This window comes from Mycolicibacterium elephantis DSM 44368 (genome assembly GCF_004014805.1).
GTDB classification, from domain to species: domain Bacteria; phylum Actinomycetota; class Actinomycetes; order Mycobacteriales; family Mycobacteriaceae; genus Mycobacterium; species Mycobacterium elephantis.
In genome coordinates this window covers 34,351-52,681 of record NZ_ATDN01000045.1, presented here as the reverse complement: position 1 = coordinate 52,681, position 18,331 = coordinate 34,351, and the positions used below count along the sequence as shown (strand labels likewise).

Annotated in this window: 18 protein-coding genes and 2 pseudogenes; 7 read left to right on the top strand and 13 right to left on the bottom strand. The window is 69.3% G+C overall.

What is annotated here, in order from left to right; genetic code table 11:
• Window positions 1–45: 45 nt before the first annotated feature.
• Window positions 46–2,214, top strand: a complete 2,169-nt coding sequence (locus tag MELE44368_RS21880; RefSeq protein WP_128110439.1) for an acyl-CoA dehydrogenase family protein — start codon at window positions 46–48, stop codon at window positions 2,212–2,214.
• A gap of 18 nt (window positions 2,215–2,232) precedes the next feature.
• Here the strand turns inward: MELE44368_RS21880 and MELE44368_RS21875 are convergent.
• Window positions 2,233–2,481 (bottom strand): annotated as a pseudogene (locus tag MELE44368_RS21875) (helix-turn-helix domain-containing protein); the annotation flags it as partial.
• 27 nt (window positions 2,482–2,508) lie between these two features.
• Between MELE44368_RS21875 and MELE44368_RS21870 the strand changes: the two are divergent.
• The gene (locus MELE44368_RS21870; protein ID WP_241566724.1) at window positions 2,509–3,498 is read left to right on the top strand and encodes an NAD(P)-binding domain-containing protein; all 990 of its coding nucleotides are present in this window, start codon (window positions 2,509–2,511) and stop codon (window positions 3,496–3,498) included.
• Window positions 3,499–3,505: 7 nt separating this feature from the next.
• Here the strand turns inward: MELE44368_RS21870 and MELE44368_RS27535 are convergent.
• The 3 genes and pseudogenes from MELE44368_RS27535 to MELE44368_RS21855 form a co-directional block, all read right to left on the bottom strand.
• Window positions 3,506–3,559, bottom strand: a pseudogene (locus MELE44368_RS27535) (hypothetical protein); the annotation flags it as partial.
• 5 nt (window positions 3,560–3,564) lie between these two features.
• Window positions 3,565–4,152 carry a hypothetical protein gene (locus MELE44368_RS21860; RefSeq protein ID WP_128110435.1) on the bottom strand — a complete coding sequence of 196 codons (588 nt, stop codon included), beginning with the start codon at window positions 4,150–4,152 and terminating at the stop codon, window positions 3,565–3,567.
• Window positions 4,112–4,366: a hypothetical protein gene (locus MELE44368_RS21855; protein WP_206613839.1), complete on the bottom strand. Its 255-nt coding sequence runs from the start codon at window positions 4,364–4,366 to the stop codon at window positions 4,112–4,114. Before MELE44368_RS21855 ends, MELE44368_RS21860 begins: the two co-directional genes overlap by 41 nt.
• Window positions 4,367–4,421: 55 nt before the next feature.
• Here MELE44368_RS21855 and MELE44368_RS21850 point away from each other — a divergent pair, with 55 nt between their 5' ends.
• Window positions 4,422–5,339, top strand: coding sequence for an alpha/beta hydrolase (locus MELE44368_RS21850; RefSeq protein ID WP_241566723.1), 918 nt, complete (start codon window positions 4,422–4,424; stop codon window positions 5,337–5,339).
• Window positions 5,340–5,347: 8 nt separating this feature from the next.
• Here MELE44368_RS21850 and MELE44368_RS21845 read toward each other — a convergent pair whose 3' ends face one another.
• Genes MELE44368_RS21845 through MELE44368_RS21820 form a run of 6 tightly spaced genes read right to left on the bottom strand, consistent with a single transcriptional unit; the run spans window position 5,348 to window position 11,572 of the window.
• Window positions 5,348–6,361, bottom strand: coding sequence for a zinc-binding dehydrogenase (locus tag MELE44368_RS21845; RefSeq protein ID WP_128110432.1), 1,014 nt, complete (start codon window positions 6,359–6,361; stop codon window positions 5,348–5,350).
• Window positions 6,337–7,935, bottom strand: coding sequence for a phosphonate ABC transporter, permease protein PhnE (gene phnE, locus MELE44368_RS21840; RefSeq protein ID WP_128110431.1), 1,599 nt, complete (start codon window positions 7,933–7,935; stop codon window positions 6,337–6,339). Before phnE ends, MELE44368_RS21845 begins: the two co-directional genes overlap by 25 nt.
• On the bottom strand, window positions 7,932–8,756 hold the full coding sequence (gene phnC / locus MELE44368_RS21835) for a phosphonate ABC transporter ATP-binding protein (protein ID WP_128110430.1): 825 nt from the start codon (window positions 8,754–8,756) through the stop codon (window positions 7,932–7,934). The genes phnE and phnC overlap by 4 nt, the downstream gene beginning before the upstream one ends.
• A gap of 2 nt (window positions 8,757–8,758) precedes the next feature.
• On the bottom strand, window positions 8,759–9,730 hold the full coding sequence (locus MELE44368_RS21830) for a phosphate/phosphite/phosphonate ABC transporter substrate-binding protein (RefSeq protein ID WP_128110429.1): 972 nt from the start codon (window positions 9,728–9,730) through the stop codon (window positions 8,759–8,761).
• A 32-nt stretch (window positions 9,731–9,762) separates the two neighbouring features.
• Entirely contained in the window at window positions 9,763–10,443 is a 681-nt protein-coding gene (locus MELE44368_RS21825; RefSeq protein ID WP_128110428.1) for a phosphonatase-like hydrolase, read from the bottom strand.
• A 13-nt stretch (window positions 10,444–10,456) separates the two neighbouring features.
• Complete coding sequence (locus MELE44368_RS21820) at window positions 10,457–11,572, bottom strand: TIGR03364 family FAD-dependent oxidoreductase (protein WP_128110427.1); 1,116 nt, start codon at window positions 11,570–11,572, stop codon at window positions 10,457–10,459.
• A 109-nt stretch (window positions 11,573–11,681) separates the two neighbouring features.
• On the opposite strand from MELE44368_RS21820, the gene MELE44368_RS21815 reads away from it, so the two are divergent.
• Together MELE44368_RS21815 and MELE44368_RS21810 are read left to right on the top strand one after the other, a co-directional pair.
• Window positions 11,682–12,209 (top strand): HD family phosphohydrolase, encoded by a 528-nt coding sequence (locus tag MELE44368_RS21815; protein ID WP_128110426.1) that lies wholly within the window; start codon window positions 11,682–11,684, stop codon window positions 12,207–12,209.
• Complete coding sequence (locus MELE44368_RS21810) at window positions 12,206–12,910, top strand: GntR family transcriptional regulator (protein ID WP_128110425.1); 705 nt, start codon at window positions 12,206–12,208, stop codon at window positions 12,908–12,910. The genes MELE44368_RS21815 and MELE44368_RS21810 overlap by 4 nt, the downstream gene beginning before the upstream one ends.
• A gap of 7 nt (window positions 12,911–12,917) precedes the next feature.
• Here the strand turns inward: MELE44368_RS21810 and MELE44368_RS21805 are convergent, their stop codons facing one another.
• The 3 genes from MELE44368_RS21805 to MELE44368_RS21795 are packed head-to-tail and all read right to left on the bottom strand — an operon-like array spanning window position 12,918 to window position 16,380.
• Window positions 12,918–14,222: an amidohydrolase family protein gene (locus MELE44368_RS21805; protein ID WP_128110424.1), complete on the bottom strand. Its 1,305-nt coding sequence runs from the start codon at window positions 14,220–14,222 to the stop codon at window positions 12,918–12,920.
• Window positions 14,216–15,334, bottom strand: coding sequence for a CoA transferase (locus MELE44368_RS21800; RefSeq protein WP_128110423.1), 1,119 nt, complete (start codon window positions 15,332–15,334; stop codon window positions 14,216–14,218). Before MELE44368_RS21800 ends, MELE44368_RS21805 begins: the two co-directional genes overlap by 7 nt.
• A 53-nt stretch (window positions 15,335–15,387) precedes the next feature.
• Window positions 15,388–16,380 carry a MaoC family dehydratase gene (locus MELE44368_RS21795; RefSeq protein ID WP_206613831.1) on the bottom strand — a complete coding sequence of 331 codons (993 nt, stop codon included), beginning with the start codon at window positions 16,378–16,380 and terminating at the stop codon, window positions 15,388–15,390.
• A 31-nt stretch (window positions 16,381–16,411) separates the two neighbouring features.
• On the opposite strand from MELE44368_RS21795, the gene MELE44368_RS21790 reads away from it, so the two are divergent.
• Both MELE44368_RS21790 and MELE44368_RS21785 read left to right on the top strand, forming a co-directional pair.
• Complete coding sequence (locus MELE44368_RS21790) at window positions 16,412–17,560, top strand: acyl-CoA dehydrogenase family protein (protein ID WP_128110421.1); 1,149 nt, start codon at window positions 16,412–16,414, stop codon at window positions 17,558–17,560.
• A complete protein-coding gene (locus MELE44368_RS21785; RefSeq protein WP_128110420.1) occupies window positions 17,561–18,298 on the top strand; it encodes a GntR family transcriptional regulator in 738 nt (245 codons plus the stop codon).
• Window positions 18,299–18,331: the final 33 nt, after the last annotated feature.

The window sequence follows — 18,331 nt, the reverse complement described above, 5'->3', positions numbered from 1 at the left end:
CGACGAGCGTCGAATGTAAACCGCGATCAACCGAGGAATTCCACCGTGAGTAAGTCAGCCCTTGCCATCACCGAGGAACACAACGACCTGGCCGACTCGACGTTTGGCCAGCTCAACCGCCTGAACAGCCGAGCGGCCGCGCGCGCGACGCTGGAGGACGGGTCGGCACATCCCGCCGATGTCTGGTCGGCGGCCGCCGGGGGCGGCTGGCTCGGCCTGGCCGTCGCCGAGGATCATGGCGGTTCGGGGTTCGGCCTGGCCGAGTTGGCGGTGGTGCTGGAGGCCCAGGGCCACGAACTGTGTCCCGGGCCGTTCCTGCCGAGCGTCGCGGCAGCGGTGGTGATCGATCGTTGCGCACCGGAATCCGTTCGGGCTCAACTCCTTCCGGGCCTGGTCGACGGCTCACGGGTGGGTGCGCTCGCCGTGTCGGGGAAGGTGACGGTCGGCTCCGACGGCGCGGCGACCGGTGAGTGCCCCGCCGTGCTGGGTGCTCCCGACGCGAATCTGCTGGTGATCGTCGCGGGTGAGGACGTCGCGGTGGTCGACGCGACCGCCCACGGAGTGACCGTCACCGCGCTGGAGTCGCTCGACACCACGCGCAGTGTCGGCACGGTGGCCTTGCAGGGTGTTTCGGTGGCCGAGGATCGGCTGCTGCGCGGCGCCGCGCGCAAGGCGCGCACCGTGTTTCGGATCCTGGCCTCGGCCGAGGCGGTCGGGGTCAGCTGGGCCAGCCTGAACATGGCGGTCGAGTACGCCAAGGTGCGTGAACAATTCGGGCGCACCATCGGCACCTTCCAGGCCGTCAAACACCACGCCGCCAACATGCTGGTGAACGCCGAGGTGACCACCGCGGCCACTTGGGATGCGGCACGCGCCGACGACCTCGACGGCGCCTGGTTCGCCGCCGCGGTGGCCGCGTCACACGCCATTCGCACACAGATCTTCAATGCGCAGAACAACATTCAACTGCACGGCGGAATCGGCTTCACGTGGGAGCACGACGCGCACCTCTATCTGCGCAGGGCCCGCACCCTGGCGGCGCTGATGGCCGAGGCGGGTGACCCGCTGCTCGACGTCGTCGACGCCCAGCGCAGCGGTCAGGCGCACGGCGCCTCGTTTACGCTTCCCGCCGAGGCGGAGCAGCACCGCGAGCAGGCCCGCGAGGCCGTCAAGACGTTGCAGTCGCTGCCCGCCGAGCAGCAGCGCGACTTCCTCGTCGACTCCGGATACCTTGTGCCCCACTGGCCGAAGCCGTGGGGACGCGCGGCCGACGTGCTCGAGCAGCTGGTCATCGAAGAGGAGTTCCGCGGTGTGGAGCGCCCGGACCTCGGCATCACGGGGTGGGTCACGCTGACCATCGCGCAGGCCGGCACCGACGAGCAGCGGGAGCGCTGGGTCGAGCCGGTGTTGCGCGGTCAGGTGATGTGGTGCCAGTTGTTCTCCGAACCGAACGCGGGCTCGGACGCGGCAGCGGTGAAGACGTCGGCGAAGAAGGTCGACGGCGGCTGGCGCGTCACCGGGCAGAAAGTGTGGACCAGCCTGGCGCACATGTGCCAGTGGGGGTTGGCCACCGTGCGCACCGATCCCGACGCGCCCAAGCACGCGGGGGTGACCATGATGGCGATCGACATGAATGCCCCTGGCGTGACCGTCAACCCGTTGAAGGGCCTCACCGGGCACTCCCACTTCAACGAGGTCTTCTTCGACGACGTCTTCGTGCCGGACTCCGATGTGGTGGGCGACGTCAACAAGGGCTGGCTGGTGGCCCGCGCGACGCTGGGCAACGAGCGGATCTCGATCGGCGGGGGTTCGGGCGGCACAACCGGTTTCGCGGTGGAGGATCTCGTCAAGCTGCTGGATGACGCGCCGGCCGAGACCGCGGCGCATTACCTGCACAGGGCGGGGGAGGTGATCGCGGAGACCCACACCCTGCGGCTGCTCAACCTGCGCCGCGTCACCCGCGCGATCGCGGGCTCCGAGCCCGGACCGGAGGGCAACGTCACCAAGCTGCTTGTCGCCGAGTCGGGTCAGCGGCTGACGGAGCTGGCCATGGAACTGGCCGGGCCGGCGCCGGTCGTCGGGCAGGCGCCGACGCTGACGCTGGCCTATCTCGGCAACCGGGCGATGACCATCGCCGGCGGCACCTCCGAGATCACCCGCAACACCATCGCCGAGCGCATCCTCGGCCTGCCACGCGATCCGCTGCTGAAATAGGCTGACCGGCAAGGGCAGTCACGCCGGGGGAGCCATCGTCCTGCCGAGGGCGGCGCGTGACCTGACCCCGGGCTTGCGATAGATCTGGGTCAGGTTCGCCTCGACCGTCTTGACGCTGATGAACAGCTTGGCGGCGATGTCGCGGTTCGTCATGCCCGCCGCCGCCAACTCGGCCACGCGTTGTTCCGAGGGTGTCAGGTCGACGGTGTTGTTGGTGCCGACGTTGGTGCGCGCGAGTTCCGCACGGGCGCGTTCGACCCACAACGGGGGCCGAGCGTTTCGAACGCGCCATACGTGGGCTACCTGCAGGACTACGCCGACCGCAGGCACGTGCCGGTGCGGCACGACACGGCGATGTCGCATCTCGATCCGGTGCCGTCGGGCGGCTGGACACTGGCCACCAATCGGGGACCGCTGGCCGCGCGGCACGTCATCGTCGCCACCGGGGTGTTCCATACTCCCGTCGTCCCGGCGTGGCAAGGCCGAGACGAGTTCCGACACAACATCATTCATGCGGCCCGCTACCGCGATTCCGATCCGTTCGTCGGGCAGCGGGTACTGGTGGTCGGCGCGGGTTCGACGGGCATGGAGATCGTATACCAGCTTGCCCGCGGCGGTGCGTCGCGCGTGATGCTGGCGGTGCGCACGCCACCCAACATCCTGCTGCGTGTCGTGGGTGGACTGCCGGGGGACCTGCCGTTGCCGCTGTTCCTTCGGCTGCCGTCCGCGATGGTCGACCGCGTGTTGATGGCGCTGCAGGGCTCGGTGGTCGGGGATCTGAGCGCCCATGGTCTGCGCAGACCGGTCGAGGGGCCGCTCGCCGGCCTGAAGCGTCGCGGTGCGGGCACGGCGATCGTCGACCGGGAAGTCGTCGATGCCATCCGCGACGGGTCGATCCGCGTCGTCGCGGCGGTCGACCGGCTCGCGCGGGACGGGGCGGTGCTGGCCGACGGTACCGAGGTGACGGCCGATTCGGTGATCGCGGCGACCGGCTACCGCACCGGGTTGCCGGAACTCGTCGGGCACCTCGGTGTCCTCGATGACCGGGGAATGCCGCGCGACGGCCAAGGCGCCGAGGTACTGCCGGGCTTACGCTTCGTGGGCTTCGTCTTCCGGCCGGGTCTTCCGCGTTTCGTCGGGCACTGCGCCCGGCGGGTGGCCAGGGAGGTGGCCGCGCAGCCCGTCACCGGTCGGCCAGCCGCGGCCGCACGTCGGGTTCCTTGGACAACAGCGCCGCCAGTTCCGGACGACTGCTCACCGCCAGCTTCGCGAAGACCGACTTGACGTGGCCGCGGAGGGTCTCGGTGGTGATCCAGAGCCGCCGCGCGATCTCCGCGGTCGGCATGCCGGTCAACAGCAGCCGGTGATCTCCTTCTCCCGCGGTGTGAGGGCTTGCAGTTGCAGCAGCAACGGCGCGATGTCGGAGCGGCTGGCGGGCTCCATCACCAGCGCCATCCGGCCGGGCCGGCCGTCGTCGTGCTGTAGCCGCGCGCCGCGAACCACGAGCCAGTTCCCCGAGGCGCCCTGCACCCTGGCCATCGCCGCCGGACCCCGCCCCTTGCCTGCCAGCGCGCGGGCGCGCTGGGCCACCTGGTGCAGCACGACGGTGCGCTGCAGCCGTTCGTCGTCGAGCGGGCCGAGAAGCTCGGCGGCCTGCGGCGTGACGGCGTCGACGCTGCCGTCATCGGTGAGCACCACCAACGCCGGCGACGCGGTGTCACCGTCGCTCGCCGGTTGCGCGAGCAGCAGGCAGGCCCGGATCCCGTTGCCGATGTGCGGGCACAGCCGGGCGACGACATCGACCTCGGCCGGGGAGAACCACGGTTCGCCGCCGGCGCGGGTCAGGCAGGCATGTCCCCACGTCGCTCCGCCGGAGCGGAACACCCCGCGGATCTCGTCACCGTATCCGTTCGGCTCGTAGATCCGGCGCCAGTGCACGCTGCAGATGTTGCTCCCGAGTGACGTTTTCGGCGTAGACACCGTTCACAAGCAAGGTGTCCGGGTCGGTGAGCAGCCAGCCCGCCGCGGCGTAGGGAATCTCCACCCGCACCGCAGCGGCGACCTCGGTGAGCAGATCCAGCGGGTCTTGGGCCCTGACACAGATGCGGGCCACCCGTTCCACGAGGCGGCTCGCAGCGGCGTTGCCGGACACCATCGATTTCGATGATCCTAGGCCGGATTGCCGATGTCGAGGCTTTACTGATCAGGTGTCGCGATCCTCTCGTCCCCGCCCGAACTTTCATCCCGAGCTGCGCCGCGCCGCGCGGCTCGCTCCCAAACACCTCATCAACCCCGTCACGTTGCCCATGATCCGGATGGCGACGCGGGCGATGTGGCGGCGGGTTCCGCGCGACATCGAGGCGCTGACCCTGTGGTCCGGGGTCGGGGTGCGGCTGTTCCGGCCCACCGGCGGGTCCGAGGCGGGGCCGGCGCTGTTGTGGATCCACGGCGGCGGGTACGTCATCGGCCATCCGGCCCAGGACGACGTGTTGTGCCGCAGGTTCGCCCGTGAGTTGGGCGCCACCGTCGCCTCGGTGGACTACCGGTTGGCGCCCGAGCATCCGTATCCCGCCGCGCTACAGGACTGCTATTCGGCGTTGACCTGGCTGGCCGCCCTGCCCTCGGTGGATCCGGCGCGGGTGGCCATCGGTGGGGCCAGCGCGGGCGGCGGGTTGGCTGCGGCGTTGGCGCTGCTGGCCCACGACCGCGGCGAGGTGCCGTTGGCGGCGCAGTTGCTGGTGTATCCGATGCTTGACGACCGCACCACCGAGCGGCGCGATCTGGACAATCCCGGCCACCGGCTTTGGAACCAGTCGAGCAACAAGTTCGGGTGGTCGGCCTACCTGGGCGACGCGGACCCCGATGTGGCGGTGCCCGCGCGCCGAGAGGACCTCAGCGGGTTGCCGCCCGCCTGGATCGGCGTCGGGTCGCTGGACCTCTTTCACGACGAGGACCTGGCGTACGCCGAACGGTTGAAGGCCGCCGGTGTGCCGTGCGAGGTCGAAGTCGTCGACGGCGCGTTTCACGGCTTCGACGGGATCGTCCCCAAAGCCACTGTGTCCCAAGAGTTTTTCAACAGCCAATGCGCAATGCTGCGTCAAGCGCTCGCGCCCGCTGCGGCCTAGCTCACCGTTCAAGGGGCGACCGACGCGCGCAGCTTGCCCGTCGGGGTGGACGCCAGCGCATCGGCGACCGCGTCGAACGGGAGCGGTTCCGCCACCGCCGCGGACCATGGGTAGACGTCGCTTGTCCGGTCGAGGAAGTAGACCGCGGCGCGAAGGTGGCGTGGTTCGTAGTTGTGCACGCCGGTGATCGTCAGCCACCGGCGCACAACGGTTTCCGGATCCACCGGCACCGGCGGTGACGGCAGCACCGATCCGGCCACAACGAGGACCCCGCCGATGTCCAGGCGTGCCAACGCGTCGCTGACCGCATCTGACGAGCCGGAGAAGTCGATGGCCACGTCGACCGGGTCGCCGCGGTCGGGCGCTGCCCCGAAATGCCGAGCCGAGTGCAGCCGTCGAATGTCGACATCGGTGATCGACACCTGCGCGCCCGCGTCGGTGCAGGCCGCTGCCGCGGTGACCCCGAGCATGCCCGCGCCACAGATCAGCACCCGACGCCCGGTCAGGTTCCCCGCGGGCTCCAGCGCCGCCATCACCGTGGCGGTCGCGCATGCGGCGGGCGCGGCGACGGCGTCGGGAAGCCGCGCAGGCACGGGGACGACGGTGGCGCCCGCCGGCAACACGATGTGCTCGGCGTAGGCGCCGGACAGCGCCCAGTCGCCGTCGAACGGTTCGTGCCCGATCTTGCGGACCGAAAGGCATTTTGCGGTCCTCCCCGACCGGCAGCGGGTGCACTCGCCGCAGGCGACCGTCACCGACCAGACGACGCGTTGCCCGACGGTCGCCGGTGCGTTGTGCCCCGCCGCGACGACGTCGCCGACCGCCTCATGCCCCAGCACCGACGGGCACGGCGCGGGACGACGACCGCCGACGGTGTGCAGGTCGCTGCCGCATACGGTGGCCAGCCGGACCCGCACGAGCGTTTCACCGTCGCGGAGATCCGGTATCGCGACGCTCCTGATGTGGACACCTGGCCCCGTCCACACGGCTGCCCGGGTCACACGAGGCGAGAACGGATCCAACCCGAGAGCCTTTCGATCGCGTAGACGACAACGAAGATGACGATCACGATGGCCCCCGCCACATCGAAGTTCAGTGTGCGGATCGATTCGAACAGCAGGAAACCGATTCCGCCGGCGCCGACGATGCCCAAAACCGTTGAGGTGCGGATGTTCACGTCGAACATGTACAGGCTCGATCCGACCAACGCGGGCATCGCCTGCGGGATGACGGCGGAGAACAACGTCTTCCACCAGCCGCCGCCGACCGACTTGACGGCCTCGACGGGACCGGTATCGATCTCCTCGATCGAATCGGCGACGAGCTTGGCCAGGAACCCGATCGACCCGATGGCCAGGGCGCATGTTCCCGCGACCGGTCCGAGGCCAAGTGCGGCGACAAAGATCACCGCCAGGATCAGTTCCGGGACCGCGCGCACGAGAAGGATCCAGCCGCGCGCCAACCAGTACACGCCCGCGTTCGGCGTGATGTTGCGCGCCGCCAGGATGCCGACCGGGATCGACAGCACGATCCCGATCGCCGTCGCGACCACCCCGATCGCGACGGTCTGGACCGTCGCCTCGAACAGGGCACTTCCGAGCGTCGCGAAGTTCGGCGGGATCATCCTCGCGAAGACCTCGATCGAGGGGCCCACCCAGGTCAGCAGGGACAGCGGGTTGATCTGCAAGACCACCAGCGCCACGACGGTCAGGCCGATGAGAAGTCCGGAGAACACGAATCGCATGACGCGGTCGCGTTGTGGGTGGGACATCGTCGGCGCGAGCAGTGTGCGCCGTACCCCGATCGCGACCAGTTCCATCGCCGCGATGACGGCAAGGATGACGAGCACGATTCCCAGTGCCCGTGGGTAGATCAGGCCGCGCAGCGCGTCCTGCAGTGCGAAGCCGATACCGCCGGCGCCGACGAAGCCGAGGACGACCGACATGCGCAGGTTGATGTCGATGCGGTAGATGAAGGTGCCGATCCATGACGGAATGGCCTGCGGCACCACGGCATTGATCATTTCGCGCAGATACCCGGCGCCGGTGCTCCGCACCGCCTCGCGCGGGCCTGGGTCGGTATGCTCGATTGCGTCGGCGAACACCTTGCCCAGCATCCCGATGGAATGCAGCGCCAGCGCGAGGATCCCCGGCAATACCCCGATCCCCAGCGCGCGGACGAACAGCACCGCGAACAGTAGATCGGGCATGGCCCGGCAGAACGTGATCACCGCCCTGGCGATCGCGTACACCGCGGGGTGTGGCGTGGTGTTGCGAGCCGCCATGAACGCCACCGGCACTGACGCGATCGCCGCGAGCACCGTGCCGAGCAACGCCATCAACAGCGTCTCGATCGCCAGCACCCCGATCCGCCCCGGATCGTCGAGCCGGGGCGGCAGCATCCGATTCAGCAGGGCCCAGATCTCGTCGAGGCCGTTCACGAGGGTGGCGGGCGCGAAGTCGATCGACCAGGCCGACACCAGGGTGCCGACGAGGGCGGCCACGGTGAGCAGCGGCAGCAGCCCCGGAAGCGGTGGTCCGCCCGGTCGACGTCCGGTCTGCGACGTGGTCGGGCGGTCCTCCAGCGTGCTACTCAAGGCCCACCCGGAACCCGGGCCGACGTGGTGATGTTGGGGTCGACGCGCTGGTAGACCTCCATCACGTCGTCACGCGTCATCCCCACCGCGGGTCGGTCGAGGATCTTGCGGCCGCCACGCAGGCCGATCAGCCGGTGTGCCCAGCCCAACGCGAGATCGACCTGGTGCAGCGTGCACACCACGGTGAGCTTTTCTTCGATGCACACCCGGAACAGCAGATCCATGACGACGCCGGAGTTTTCGGGATCCAGTGAAGCGACCGGTTCGTCGGCGAGCAGCAGGCCCGGGCGTTGCATCAGCGTGCGGGCGATCGCGACGCGCTGCTGCTGACCTCCCGACAGTGTGTCGGTACGGCGCTGCGCGAAATCCGCCAGACCGACCCGGTCGAGGTGGGTCATCGCGTCACGGCGCATGGCCTTGGGAAAGGTCAGCGCGCCGTACCGCGGAAACGTCAGCCGGCCGAGCCCGCCGATGAGCACGTTCTCCAGGCAGCTCAGCCGCCCGACGAGGTTGAAGTGCTGGAACACGAACCCGACGTTGCGGCGCAGCTTTCGGACCTGTGCGCCTGAGGCCCCATCGACGCGCACGCCGCCCACCTCGACGCTGCCCGAGGTGACCTCGTGCAGTCCGTTGAGGCAGCGCAGCAGGGTTGACTTGCCGGATCCTGAAAGCCCCAGCAGCACAACCATTTCACTGCGGTGCACGTCGAGAGAGACGGCGTCCAGCGCGGTGGTGTCACCGAACTTCTTGGTGACGTCACGGACCGAGACGACGAGGTCGTCACCTGCGACCGCCGGGTGCTGCAGATCCGGGACGGCCATCGTCAGCCTTTGCACTTGTCCGAGCCGGTGACCTCGCAGACCTTGCGGACGCCGTCATAGTCGGAGTCGGAGGCGTCGACCACACCCCAGACCCGTTCGTCGGTGATCAGGCAGGCGTCGCCTTCGCAGAAGCCTTCGGCCTCGAGCACGTCGGCGTTGGCCTTCTCGGTGAACAGTGTCTTGAGCCTGTCGACGGTTTCGGTGCCGAGCGCGTCGTTGGCGACGAAGACCGAACCGGCGATGGTCTCCGACTTCCAGACGGTTTTGAGCTGGCCTGGTTGCAGATCGCCCTTCTCGATCATGGTCTTGTCCACCATGGTGTCGAAGGCGAATCCAGCGTCACAGTCACCGGAGGCGATGGCCAACGCCGAGGCGTCATGACTTCCGGCGTAAACGGGTGTCAGCGCGGCTGAGATGTCGGCCTCGGAGCCGGACCTGGCCACGCCGGCCTCGATCAGCCCGGCCGAGGGATACAGGAAGCCCGACGTCGAGCTGGGGTCGACGAAGCACACCGTCTGGCCTGCGAAGTCTTCGAGTCCGTTGACGGCCGCATTGTCGGCTCGGGCCAATCCGTAGGACTGGTAACCGGGTTCCTCGCCCTTGTCGCCGACCACCGCGCCCAAAGGGGTGATCTTGGCGCCGTTGATCGTGGCGACCACATAGGAGAACGGGCCGAAGAACGCCAGGTCGACGTTGTCGGCGATCATCCCCTCGATGACCCCCGCGTAGTCGGACGCCTGCATGAACTCGACCTCGGCTCCGGTTTCCTTCTCGAGCAGCTTGATCAGCGGGTCGTAGCTGGCTTTGAGGTCGGCCGAGTTCTCGGCCGGAACGGCGGCCAATGTCAGGGTTTCAGGGAAGCCCTGCTCGGTTGTGGACCGCGAGCCGGATCCGGTGCTCGAACATCCGGACACGGCCAGCGCGAGGCCGGCGACGGCGGCCCCGATGTTGCGTGCATGGCGACCAAAGCTCATGGCGGGTGATCCTTTTCGTATCGGTTCGACGGTCAGCTGGACAGGACGAGCTCGGAAAGCTCTGTGACGGAAGGCAGGACGTGTGTCGCGCCTGCCGCCCACAGGTCCTTTTCGGTGTGCGCTCCGGTGAGCACGCCCGCGACGACGGCGGCGCCGGCGCGGCGTCCTGCGAGGATGTCGCTGGTGGTGTCGCCGACGACGGCGACCTTCGCGACGTCGTCTATGCCTGTGCGCAACAGCGCGGTCAGGATCAGATCGGGAAAGGGGCGACCGCGTCCGGCGTCGGCCGGGCACAGCGACAGGTCGGCGATGTCGTTCCACCCGAGCGCCTCGAGGATCTGGTCCCGGGTTGAGCGGCTGAAGCCGGTTGTCAGCACCACCTTGACGGCTTCGTCGCGCAGCTTGCAAATGGTCTCGGCGGCACCGGGAATCGGTACCACGCCGTCGGCTACGTAGCGCGCGTAGGCCTCCTCGAACGCGAGATTGGCGGTTTGAGCCCGGTCTTCGGATCCGAACAGCGCCCTGAACACCTCGATCTTGGCTTGTCCCATGGTGTCGAGGACGTAGTGGCGCGCCGCCTCGCGTTCGGGACCGTCGGCTGGCACACCGACGGCGGTCGCGGCCGCGTCGAACGCGCGAAGCACCAGACCGTCGTCGGCCACCGTGGTTCCGGCCATGTCGAGGACAGCCAGCTGGATGCGTCTGTGTTGCATAGTGTTTCCTTTGTCACAGGCCGATGAGGTCGGCGGTCTGCTCGGCGAACGCCGGAGCCATCGTCATGCCCCGCCCGCCTGAACCGGTGATGATCCAGACGTTCTTCTCCGGAGAGGTTCGACAGATCAACTGGTCCGGGTCCAGGCACTGGCTGTAGACCCCCGCCCAGCGTCGACGGATCGGCGGCAGCGGGCGGCCGAGGAACTGCTCGACGACGTCGACCAGATACTCGTACGGCGCCTCGGACACGTCGAATCCGAACGGCTCGTCGTACTCGTGGGTGTCGCCGATCGTGAGGCCGCCGTGCAGCCGCTGCACGCACAGCAGCTGCATCCGATGCTCGGATGCCATCTTGTCCTGGGATTCGCTGTGCTGTAAGGCGTTCAGCGCTGCACCGGCGTATCCGGGGTAGTAGCGGAAGCTGTCGCCGTCAGCGATGGCCGTGGTCAGCTGCTCACCCAGCGGCGCGGTCTGCATCATCTGCAGCCGGACCCGGCGGACGGGCAGCTCACCGGCGATCTCCCGAACCAGGCCGCTGTGGACGGCCCCGGCGCAGAGCAGCACCAGATCGCCGTCATGGCGGGTCCCGCGGTCGTCGCGAATACCGGTGCGGTCGAGCGAGCGTGCCTCGGTCCCGGGAAGAAACTCGTAGCGGCCGGTGGCCGCGAGGTGTTCGCGTATCGCGGGTAGCGCCTGCCTCGACTCCACGACGCCGTCACGCGAACAGTACAGGCCCGCAAGGTACTTGCCGCGAAGCGCCGGGTTCAGCGTGCGCACCTGATCGGCTTCCAGGAGGGCGAAGCCCCGGTCGGCGGCATCGCCACGGGCGGCCACTTCCGCTGCCACCGCGACTTCACCGGGGGTGCGCAGCAACGTCAACGATCCGGCAGGACGAAAGCCGACGCCCGGTACCTCCGCGGCCAATGCTTCCCACAGTTCCCTGGACCGCAGCGCGGTGCTGAGCTCACCACGGGCACGACCGGACACCCAGATCAGGCCGAAGTTGCGCACGGTCGCGCCGCGGGCCTCGACTTCGCGTTCCAACTGCACGACGCGATGGCCGCGGCGGATCGCCTCCAGAGCGTGCGTGGTACCGACAATGCCGCCCCCGACGATGATCACCCGCATAGCGCGAACCCTTCCGGCTCGGGGGAACCCGGGTCCGACGCGTGAGTGTTACCTTGCAGAACAACAGGTTAAGAATTGGTATAGACCAATTTCGGGTACTGTGCCGGGCGTGAACACTCTCGACGAGGTGCACGCACTGCTACGTTCCCTGCGCGGTGTCTGGGACGAGGACGCGGTCGACGAACTCGATCACGCCCTGCAGTCGGCGACGCAGGCGTTCGCCGACGGCGCCGACGACGAGTTGGTGCTCGCTGCGGCGTTGCACGACCTGGCACACAGTCCGCTGTTCGGCGATGTGGCCGCCACACACCACGACCGCGTCGCCCGCGACTGGCTGTCGCCGAGGTTCGGTGAACGCGTCGGCTGGCTGGCGGGCGCGCACGTCGCCGCGAAGCGGTTTCTGGCCGCCACGGTGCCCGGTTACGCGGCCACACTTTCGGAGGTCTCGGCCGACACCCTGCAGCACCAGGGCGGCCCGGGCGCCGACCCCGTTCTCGTCGGTCACCCCTGGTGGTCGGACGCATTGCGGCTACGTCGCTATGACGACGCGGCCAAGGACCCCCATGGTGTGGCCGTGTCGATTCGGGACGTGCTCGGCGTCGCGGAACGTGTTCTGGCGAAACGTTGTTCACGATGAGCGCTCCGCAGCGGCCGCCGAAGCCGTACTTGGTGCGCACGGGTATCGACGCCATCCTGGCTGAACTCGCCGAGGGCGACGCCGTTCCTTCGGAGCGCGAACTCGCCGTGCGGTTCGCGGTGTCGCGGGAGACCGTCCGCCAGGCGCTGCACGAGCTGCTGGTGGAAGGTCGCATCGAACGCCGCGGACGCGGGACGGTGGTCGCGCAGCCGAAACTCGTCCAGCCGCTGTCGCTGCGGTCATACACCGAAGGCGCCCGCGAGCGGGGACGCACCCCCGGCAGGCTGCTGGTGACATGGGAGGACATCGCGGCATCGCCGGATATGGCCGACGCGCTGGCGATTTCGATCGGCGCACCTGTGATGCACCTGGAACGGGTGTTGCTCGCCGACGGAAAGCGGATCGGCCTGGAAAGCACCTATCTCCCGAAGTGCCGCTTCGCGGGGTTTGCCGACACCTTCGACCCCGCCACCTCTCTGTACGCCGCCATCAACGCCGCGGGTGTGGAGTTCGGTTCCGCGGTGGAGCGCATCGAAACGGTTCTGCCGTCGCCCCGCGAGGCCGCGCTGCTCGAAACGACGACCGCCATGCCGATGCTGTTGTTGAACCGCCGCTCGGTCGATACCGGCGGCGTCCCAATCGAGTTGGTGCGTGCCCTGTTTCGCGGCGACCGGGTGGCTTTCGAAGCGGTCCTGACGTGACGGTGGCTCAGCCGCGCTCGTAAACCATCTCGCCCGCGATCAGCGTGGCGGCCACCAGGTCGGCGTCGAGTTCGCCTCGCACCTCGCCGGGCGGCGCGGACAGCACCACCAGGTCGGCCGGTTGGCCCACGTCGACGGTCCTGGGCGCCGTCGGACGCTGCGGCGTGCCGAAGAACATGCTCAGCGCGGCCTCGGCGGAGACGCGTTCGTCCGCGCCGAGCACCGCGCCGCTGCCCGTCGTGCGGTGTACCGCGGCGCGCATGGCCCGCCACGGGTCGCCGTCGCCGAACGGCATGTCGGTGGACAGCGCCACCGGCACGCCGGCGTGCAGCAGCGAGGCGACCCGCCACAGCTCGTGATGTTCGGCGGCGGGCACGTCGTCGAGGTACTGGTCGCCGCGCTCGACGACGAAGTTCGGTTGCGTCACGACCGTGACCCCGCACTCGGCGAGCTGCGGCAGGGTCTCGTCGGGCACCACCGCCGCGTGCTCGATGCGGTCGCGCGGGTGCGTGCCCGCCGTCTGCAGCGCAGACAGGGTGACCACCAGTTGTGGCGCGGTCACGCAGTGCACGGCGATCGCGACGTCGTCGGCGTGCCGTGCGGCGATCCAGGCTGTGAGCTCGTCGAGGTCGAGATCGGTGTCGTGCAGGATCCGCTTGCCGGGGGTCAGGCAGTGCACCCGCTGGCGCAGCTCGCCGCGGCGGTGTGCGAGCACCAGCTTCACGACGTCCTCGGCGTCGAGATCCGGCGTGGCGTCGGTGACGCCCGTGACACCGCGGGCGCACAGCTGCGCGCTGACCTCCGCCAATCCGGTTTCCTTGCGCTGCAACGTTTCCGACCAGGTCGGATCGGAACTTCGCAACCGGCCGTCGGGGTGGTCGGGCTGCCCGACACGGGCGAGACCCGCCGAGTTCAACGTCCACAGCACCCCGCTGCGGTGTTGGACGCGTACCGGAACCGCCGGGGAAAGCTCGTCGAGCAGCGTGCGGTCCAGCGGCCCCGCGACCGCCTCGTGGTAGCCAACGGCCCTGATCCATCCGTCGGCGCCGACGTCGGCTTCGGCCAGTACCCGGGCCAGGTCCGCGGGGCTGTGCACGTCGCCGGGACCGACCCGGATCGACGTCAGCGCCGCGGCCGCCGACCGCAGATGGACGTGATGGTCGTGCAGACCGGGGATGACGGTTCCGCCCGCGGCATCGTAAACCTGTTCGCCCGCGCGGGGATCCAACTGCTCGTCGAGGGCGACGATGCGGTCGGTGACTCGGATGTCGACGATGTCCCCGTTCAGCAACGCGGCCCGCTGGATCAGCACGAGGCGAGCCCCCAGTCGGCCAGCATCTGCTCGACGGCGGCGTTGTCGGCGCCCAGGGGTGCCGCCGGCCCGCTCGGCTGAGGCGTTGCCGTGCACTGGGTTTCACCGTCATCGGGCAGTTCGGCGTAGCTCGCGGCGACGGCGGCCATGGACATCTCGATCAGCTCACCGCCGCCGTCGCGCAGCGATTCGGCGACGGTGAGCGCGGCCTGCAAACCGGTCAGGGGATCGGCGATGGCGTCACCGCAGAACACCGGGTCCGCGGGTGTCCCGCCGATCAGACATCCCGACACCGCGGCATCGTCGCCGAACGCCACCCAGTTCGCCCGGTCGCCCTCGGTACCGTGTCCGGTGATCCGCAGCCACACCCGACCGTCCCGCGGCTGCACATCGGTCGGCCCGAGCCCGCGTCGGGCCAGCGCGGCCGGGCGCGACGACTCGATCACGACGTCCGCGGCCGACAGCAACGCCTTCAGCGGGCCCGGTCGGTCGAAATCGGCGGCGTAGGAAAGCTTTCCGTGGTTCATCCAGTCGAAGAAGGCGGACGGGCCGGACCGGGCGCCGTCGGGCCGGGCGACGCTCTCGACCTTGACGACGGTGGCGCCGGCCCGCGCCAACAACTGTCCGCACAGCGGGCCCGCCCACATCGACGACAGGTCTGCGACCAGCAGGCCCGCCGGGCCGCGGGGCGTCGTGGCCGCGCCGAACGGATAGCGCCGCGGCGGTCCGGCGGGCGTCTCGCCGAGCGCGGCGACCGGCAGGCCCAGGAGCCGGGCACGTTCGGTGACGTCGGCGGCGTCGTTCGCCGCGACCCACCGGTGCACGGCCGGCCACGGGTCGTCGTCGACGGTGTCGCGCTGCAGCAGCGCGGGAACGGCCTCGACGTCGTCGGGACGCGACAGGGTCAGCGCGCACCAGCCGTCGTCGCGGCTGGGCATCAGGTGCGTCGCGCCGCCCGCGGAGACGCGGCCCTTCGGCGCGAGACCGAGCATCGTGGCCCGGCCCGCGACAAGCTCGCCGGCGTCGACCCCGACACCGGTGAGCGCACCGAACGCCTCGGCCACCCGCCGTGCCCGGGACAGCAAGGCGAGCGGGACGACCAGAGAGGCCATAACCCCATTGTGGTTGCGGCTCATCCGTCGCCCACGCGGGGGCGCGGTTCGGGCTAAAACTGCAGCGCAGTGAACCGCCAGTCCAGCACCTGCTGGTCCGGCTCACCGGCGGCATAGACCAGCGAGCGCAGTCTCAGCACCCCGCCCCGGCCGGCGGGCAACGGTTCTGCGCCCTCGATGTGCAGCTCGCTGTAGAGGGTGTCGCCCTCGTGCACCGGGCCGGTGTGATCGCACGACTGCCAGCCGAGCACGGTCACGAGATTGGGCAGCAGCCGGGTGATTTGAGCCAGGGCCAGGCCGATGGTGTGCCCGCCGTACACCAGCCGTTTGCCGGCCACTCTCGAGTCATGGTGTGTGGCAGCGATGTTCAACGTCAGCCGGGCGAGTTCCGGCGCGCTGCTGACCACGTCGGCCGAGCTGTGCAACACCGTGCCCGCGACGCCCGGGTCGAAGTGGGCGCCCGGCACCTTGGCGCGGTAGGCGTCGGCGTCCCAGTCGGCCGTGGGGTCGGGCAGTTGCGGTTCGACGGTGCCGATCGTCGACAGGTCGTCGGCGTGGCCGGTGTCGGGGGCGCCGTCGCGCAACGGCAGCATCGCGCAGCGGTAGAAGTCGAGCACCAGGCGGCCGACGTGGTCGACCGTGGTCATCCGCAGCGCCGCCAGCCCCGTCGGGGCGCGGCCGGGCTTGGCGGAGTTCTGCTTCAGCCCCACCACCTCGGTGCGGGTGAACAACGTGTCGCCGATGACAGGGAACCGGTGAAACCTCAGCCCGCGGTAGAACAGGTTGGCCTTCACCCGCTGGGTGACCAGCGTGGTCTGACCGATGGCCACGTCGCAGACCAGCGCCGGATGGGCCAGCGGGGCGGACGCGCCGATCACCGCCGTGGCCAGCTCGGCGTCCAGGGCCAGCCGCAGGCGATCGCCGACGATCGACTGGTGCACGGCCGCCGCACCCGGCGTCAACGTCATCGAGGGCGCGGTGTCGAAGACCTGACCGACGTGAAGATCGTCGAAGAAGGGCCCGCTCACGGCTGCACATGTTGTCATTGGGCCGCACAAAGTGTCAATATGGCCGTACATGAACGCCGAAGAAACGATGCTGGTCGAAACTGTGCGGACATTCATCGACCGTGACGTCAAACCACAGGTCCGCGAGGTCGAACACGCCAACGCCTATCCCGAGGCGTGGATCGAGCAGATGAAGCGCATCGGCATCTACGGGCTGGCGATCCCCGAGGAGTACGGCGGTTCGCCGGTGTCGATGCCGTGCTACGTCGAGGTGACGCAGGAACTGTCGCGCGGCTGGATGAGCCTGGCCGGCGCCATGGGCGGGCACACCGTGGTGGCCAAGCTGCTCACCCTGTTCGGCACCGAGGAGCAGAAGCGGCGCTACCTGCCCCCGATGGCCACCGGTGAACTGCGGGCGACGATGGCGCTCACCGAACCCGGCGGCGGCTCGGACCTGCAGAACATGAAGACCACGGCGCTGCCCTCACCCGGCGAGGGGTTGGCGATCAACGGGTCCAAGACGTGGATCAGCAACGCCCGCCGGTCCGGGCTGATCGCGCTGCTGTGCAAGACCGATCCCGGCGCCGAGCCCAAACACAAGGGCATCTCGGTCGTGCTGGTCGAGTCGGGGACGACGGGTCTGATCGTCTCGCGTGATCTGCCCAAGCTCGGCTACAAGGGGGTGGAGTCCTGCGAGCTGACGTTCGAGGACTGTCGCGTGCCCGCCTCGGCCGTCCTCGGCGGTGAGCCGGGCAAGGGCTTCGCGCAGATGATGAAAGGCCTTGAGACGGGCCGGATTCAGGTGGCCTCGCGCGCACTCGGGGTGGCGACGGCGGCGCTGGAGGACGCGTTGCGCTACGCGCAGGAGCGGGAGAGCTTCGGCCAGCCGATCTGGAAGCACCAGGCCATCGGCCACTATCTGGCCGACATGGCGACCAAGCTGACGGCCGCCCGTCAGCTCACCCGCTATGCCGCCGAACGGTACGACAGCGGCGACCGTTGCGACATGGAGGCGGGCATGGCCAAGTTGTTCGCTTCCGAGGTCGCCATGGAGATCGCGTTGAACGCCGTGCGGATCCACGGCGGTTACGGCTATTCCACCGAGTTCGACGTCGAGCGGTATTTCCGCGACGCGCCGCTGATGATCGTCGGCGAAGGGACCAACGAGATCCAGCGCAATGTGATCGCGGGGCAGCTCGTCGCCAGGGGCGGGATATAGGTGAAGCCGCTTCCGGCGTATCAGAGCCTGCGCGAGAAGTTGCGCGACGAGATCGCCGCCGGCCGCTACCGTGACGGTGCTCGGCTGCCGACGGAGTCGGAACTGGTTGCCGCGCACGGCTTGTCGCGACAGACGGTGCGACGGGCGTTTCAGGACCTGGTCGCCGAGGGAATGGTGTACCGAGTGCCCGGCAAGGGCACCTACGCCAGCGACCCCAGTCGTCGGTACCTGCGCCAGCTCGGGTCGATCGAAGACCTGATGAGCCTGTCCGACGACACCACCATGGAGGTGCTGTCCGGGCTGCGCAGGCGGGTCGACGTCGACGCCGCCAGCCGGCTGCGGCTCGACGACGACGTGGTGTTCTCGGTGGTGTTTCGGCGATTGCACGGGGCCGACCCCGGGGTGCCGTTCGTGTCGACGACCGTGCACCTGGTGCCGTCGGCCGCTGCCGCGCTGACCGACGAGCCCGAGCTGGCCGACGGCGCGGTGGGCACCCAGACCGTGATCGGCCTGCTCGAGCCGCATCTGGCCGAGCCGATCGCCGAAGCCGCGCAATGGATCACCGTCGCACCCGCCGACGACGTGGTCGCCGCCGCGGTGGACTGCGCGCCGGGGCATCCCATGCTTCGGGTCGATCGGCTGTACACCGACGCCGGCGGCAGACCCGTGGAATTGTCGGTCAGCCACTTCCTGCCCGAGCAGTACACCTACCGCGTCACGCTGCGCCGCTCCCGCTGAGTGATTTCGGTGTGTTTTGTCACGTTCAGCACG

What these genes read in the sequence shown, in the direction of transcription:
- phnC (WP_128110430.1), bottom strand. Translation starts at nt 8,756, where the DNA reads ATGGCCGTCCCGGATCTGCAGCACCCGGCGGTCGCAGGTGACGACCTC.
- MELE44368_RS21830 (WP_128110429.1), bottom strand. Translation starts at nt 9,730, where the DNA reads ATGAGCTTTGGTCGCCATGCACGCAACATCGGGGCCGCCGTCGCCGGC.
- MELE44368_RS21825 (WP_128110428.1), bottom strand. Translation starts at nt 10,443, where the DNA reads ATGCAACACAGACGCATCCAGCTGGCTGTCCTCGACATGGCCGGAACC.
- MELE44368_RS21820 (WP_128110427.1), bottom strand. Translation starts at nt 11,572, where the DNA reads ATGCGGGTGATCATCGTCGGGGGCGGCATTGTCGGTACCACGCACGCT.
- MELE44368_RS21810 (WP_128110425.1), top strand. Translation starts at nt 12,206, where the DNA reads ATGAGCGCTCCGCAGCGGCCGCCGAAGCCGTACTTGGTGCGCACGGGT.
- MELE44368_RS21800 (WP_128110423.1), bottom strand. Translation starts at nt 15,334, where the DNA reads ATGGCCTCTCTGGTCGTCCCGCTCGCCTTGCTGTCCCGGGCACGGCGG.
- MELE44368_RS21795 (WP_206613831.1), bottom strand. Translation starts at nt 16,380, where the DNA reads ATGACAACATGTGCAGCCGTGAGCGGGCCCTTCTTCGACGATCTTCAC.
- MELE44368_RS21790 (WP_128110421.1), top strand. Translation starts at nt 16,412, where the DNA reads ATGAACGCCGAAGAAACGATGCTGGTCGAAACTGTGCGGACATTCATC.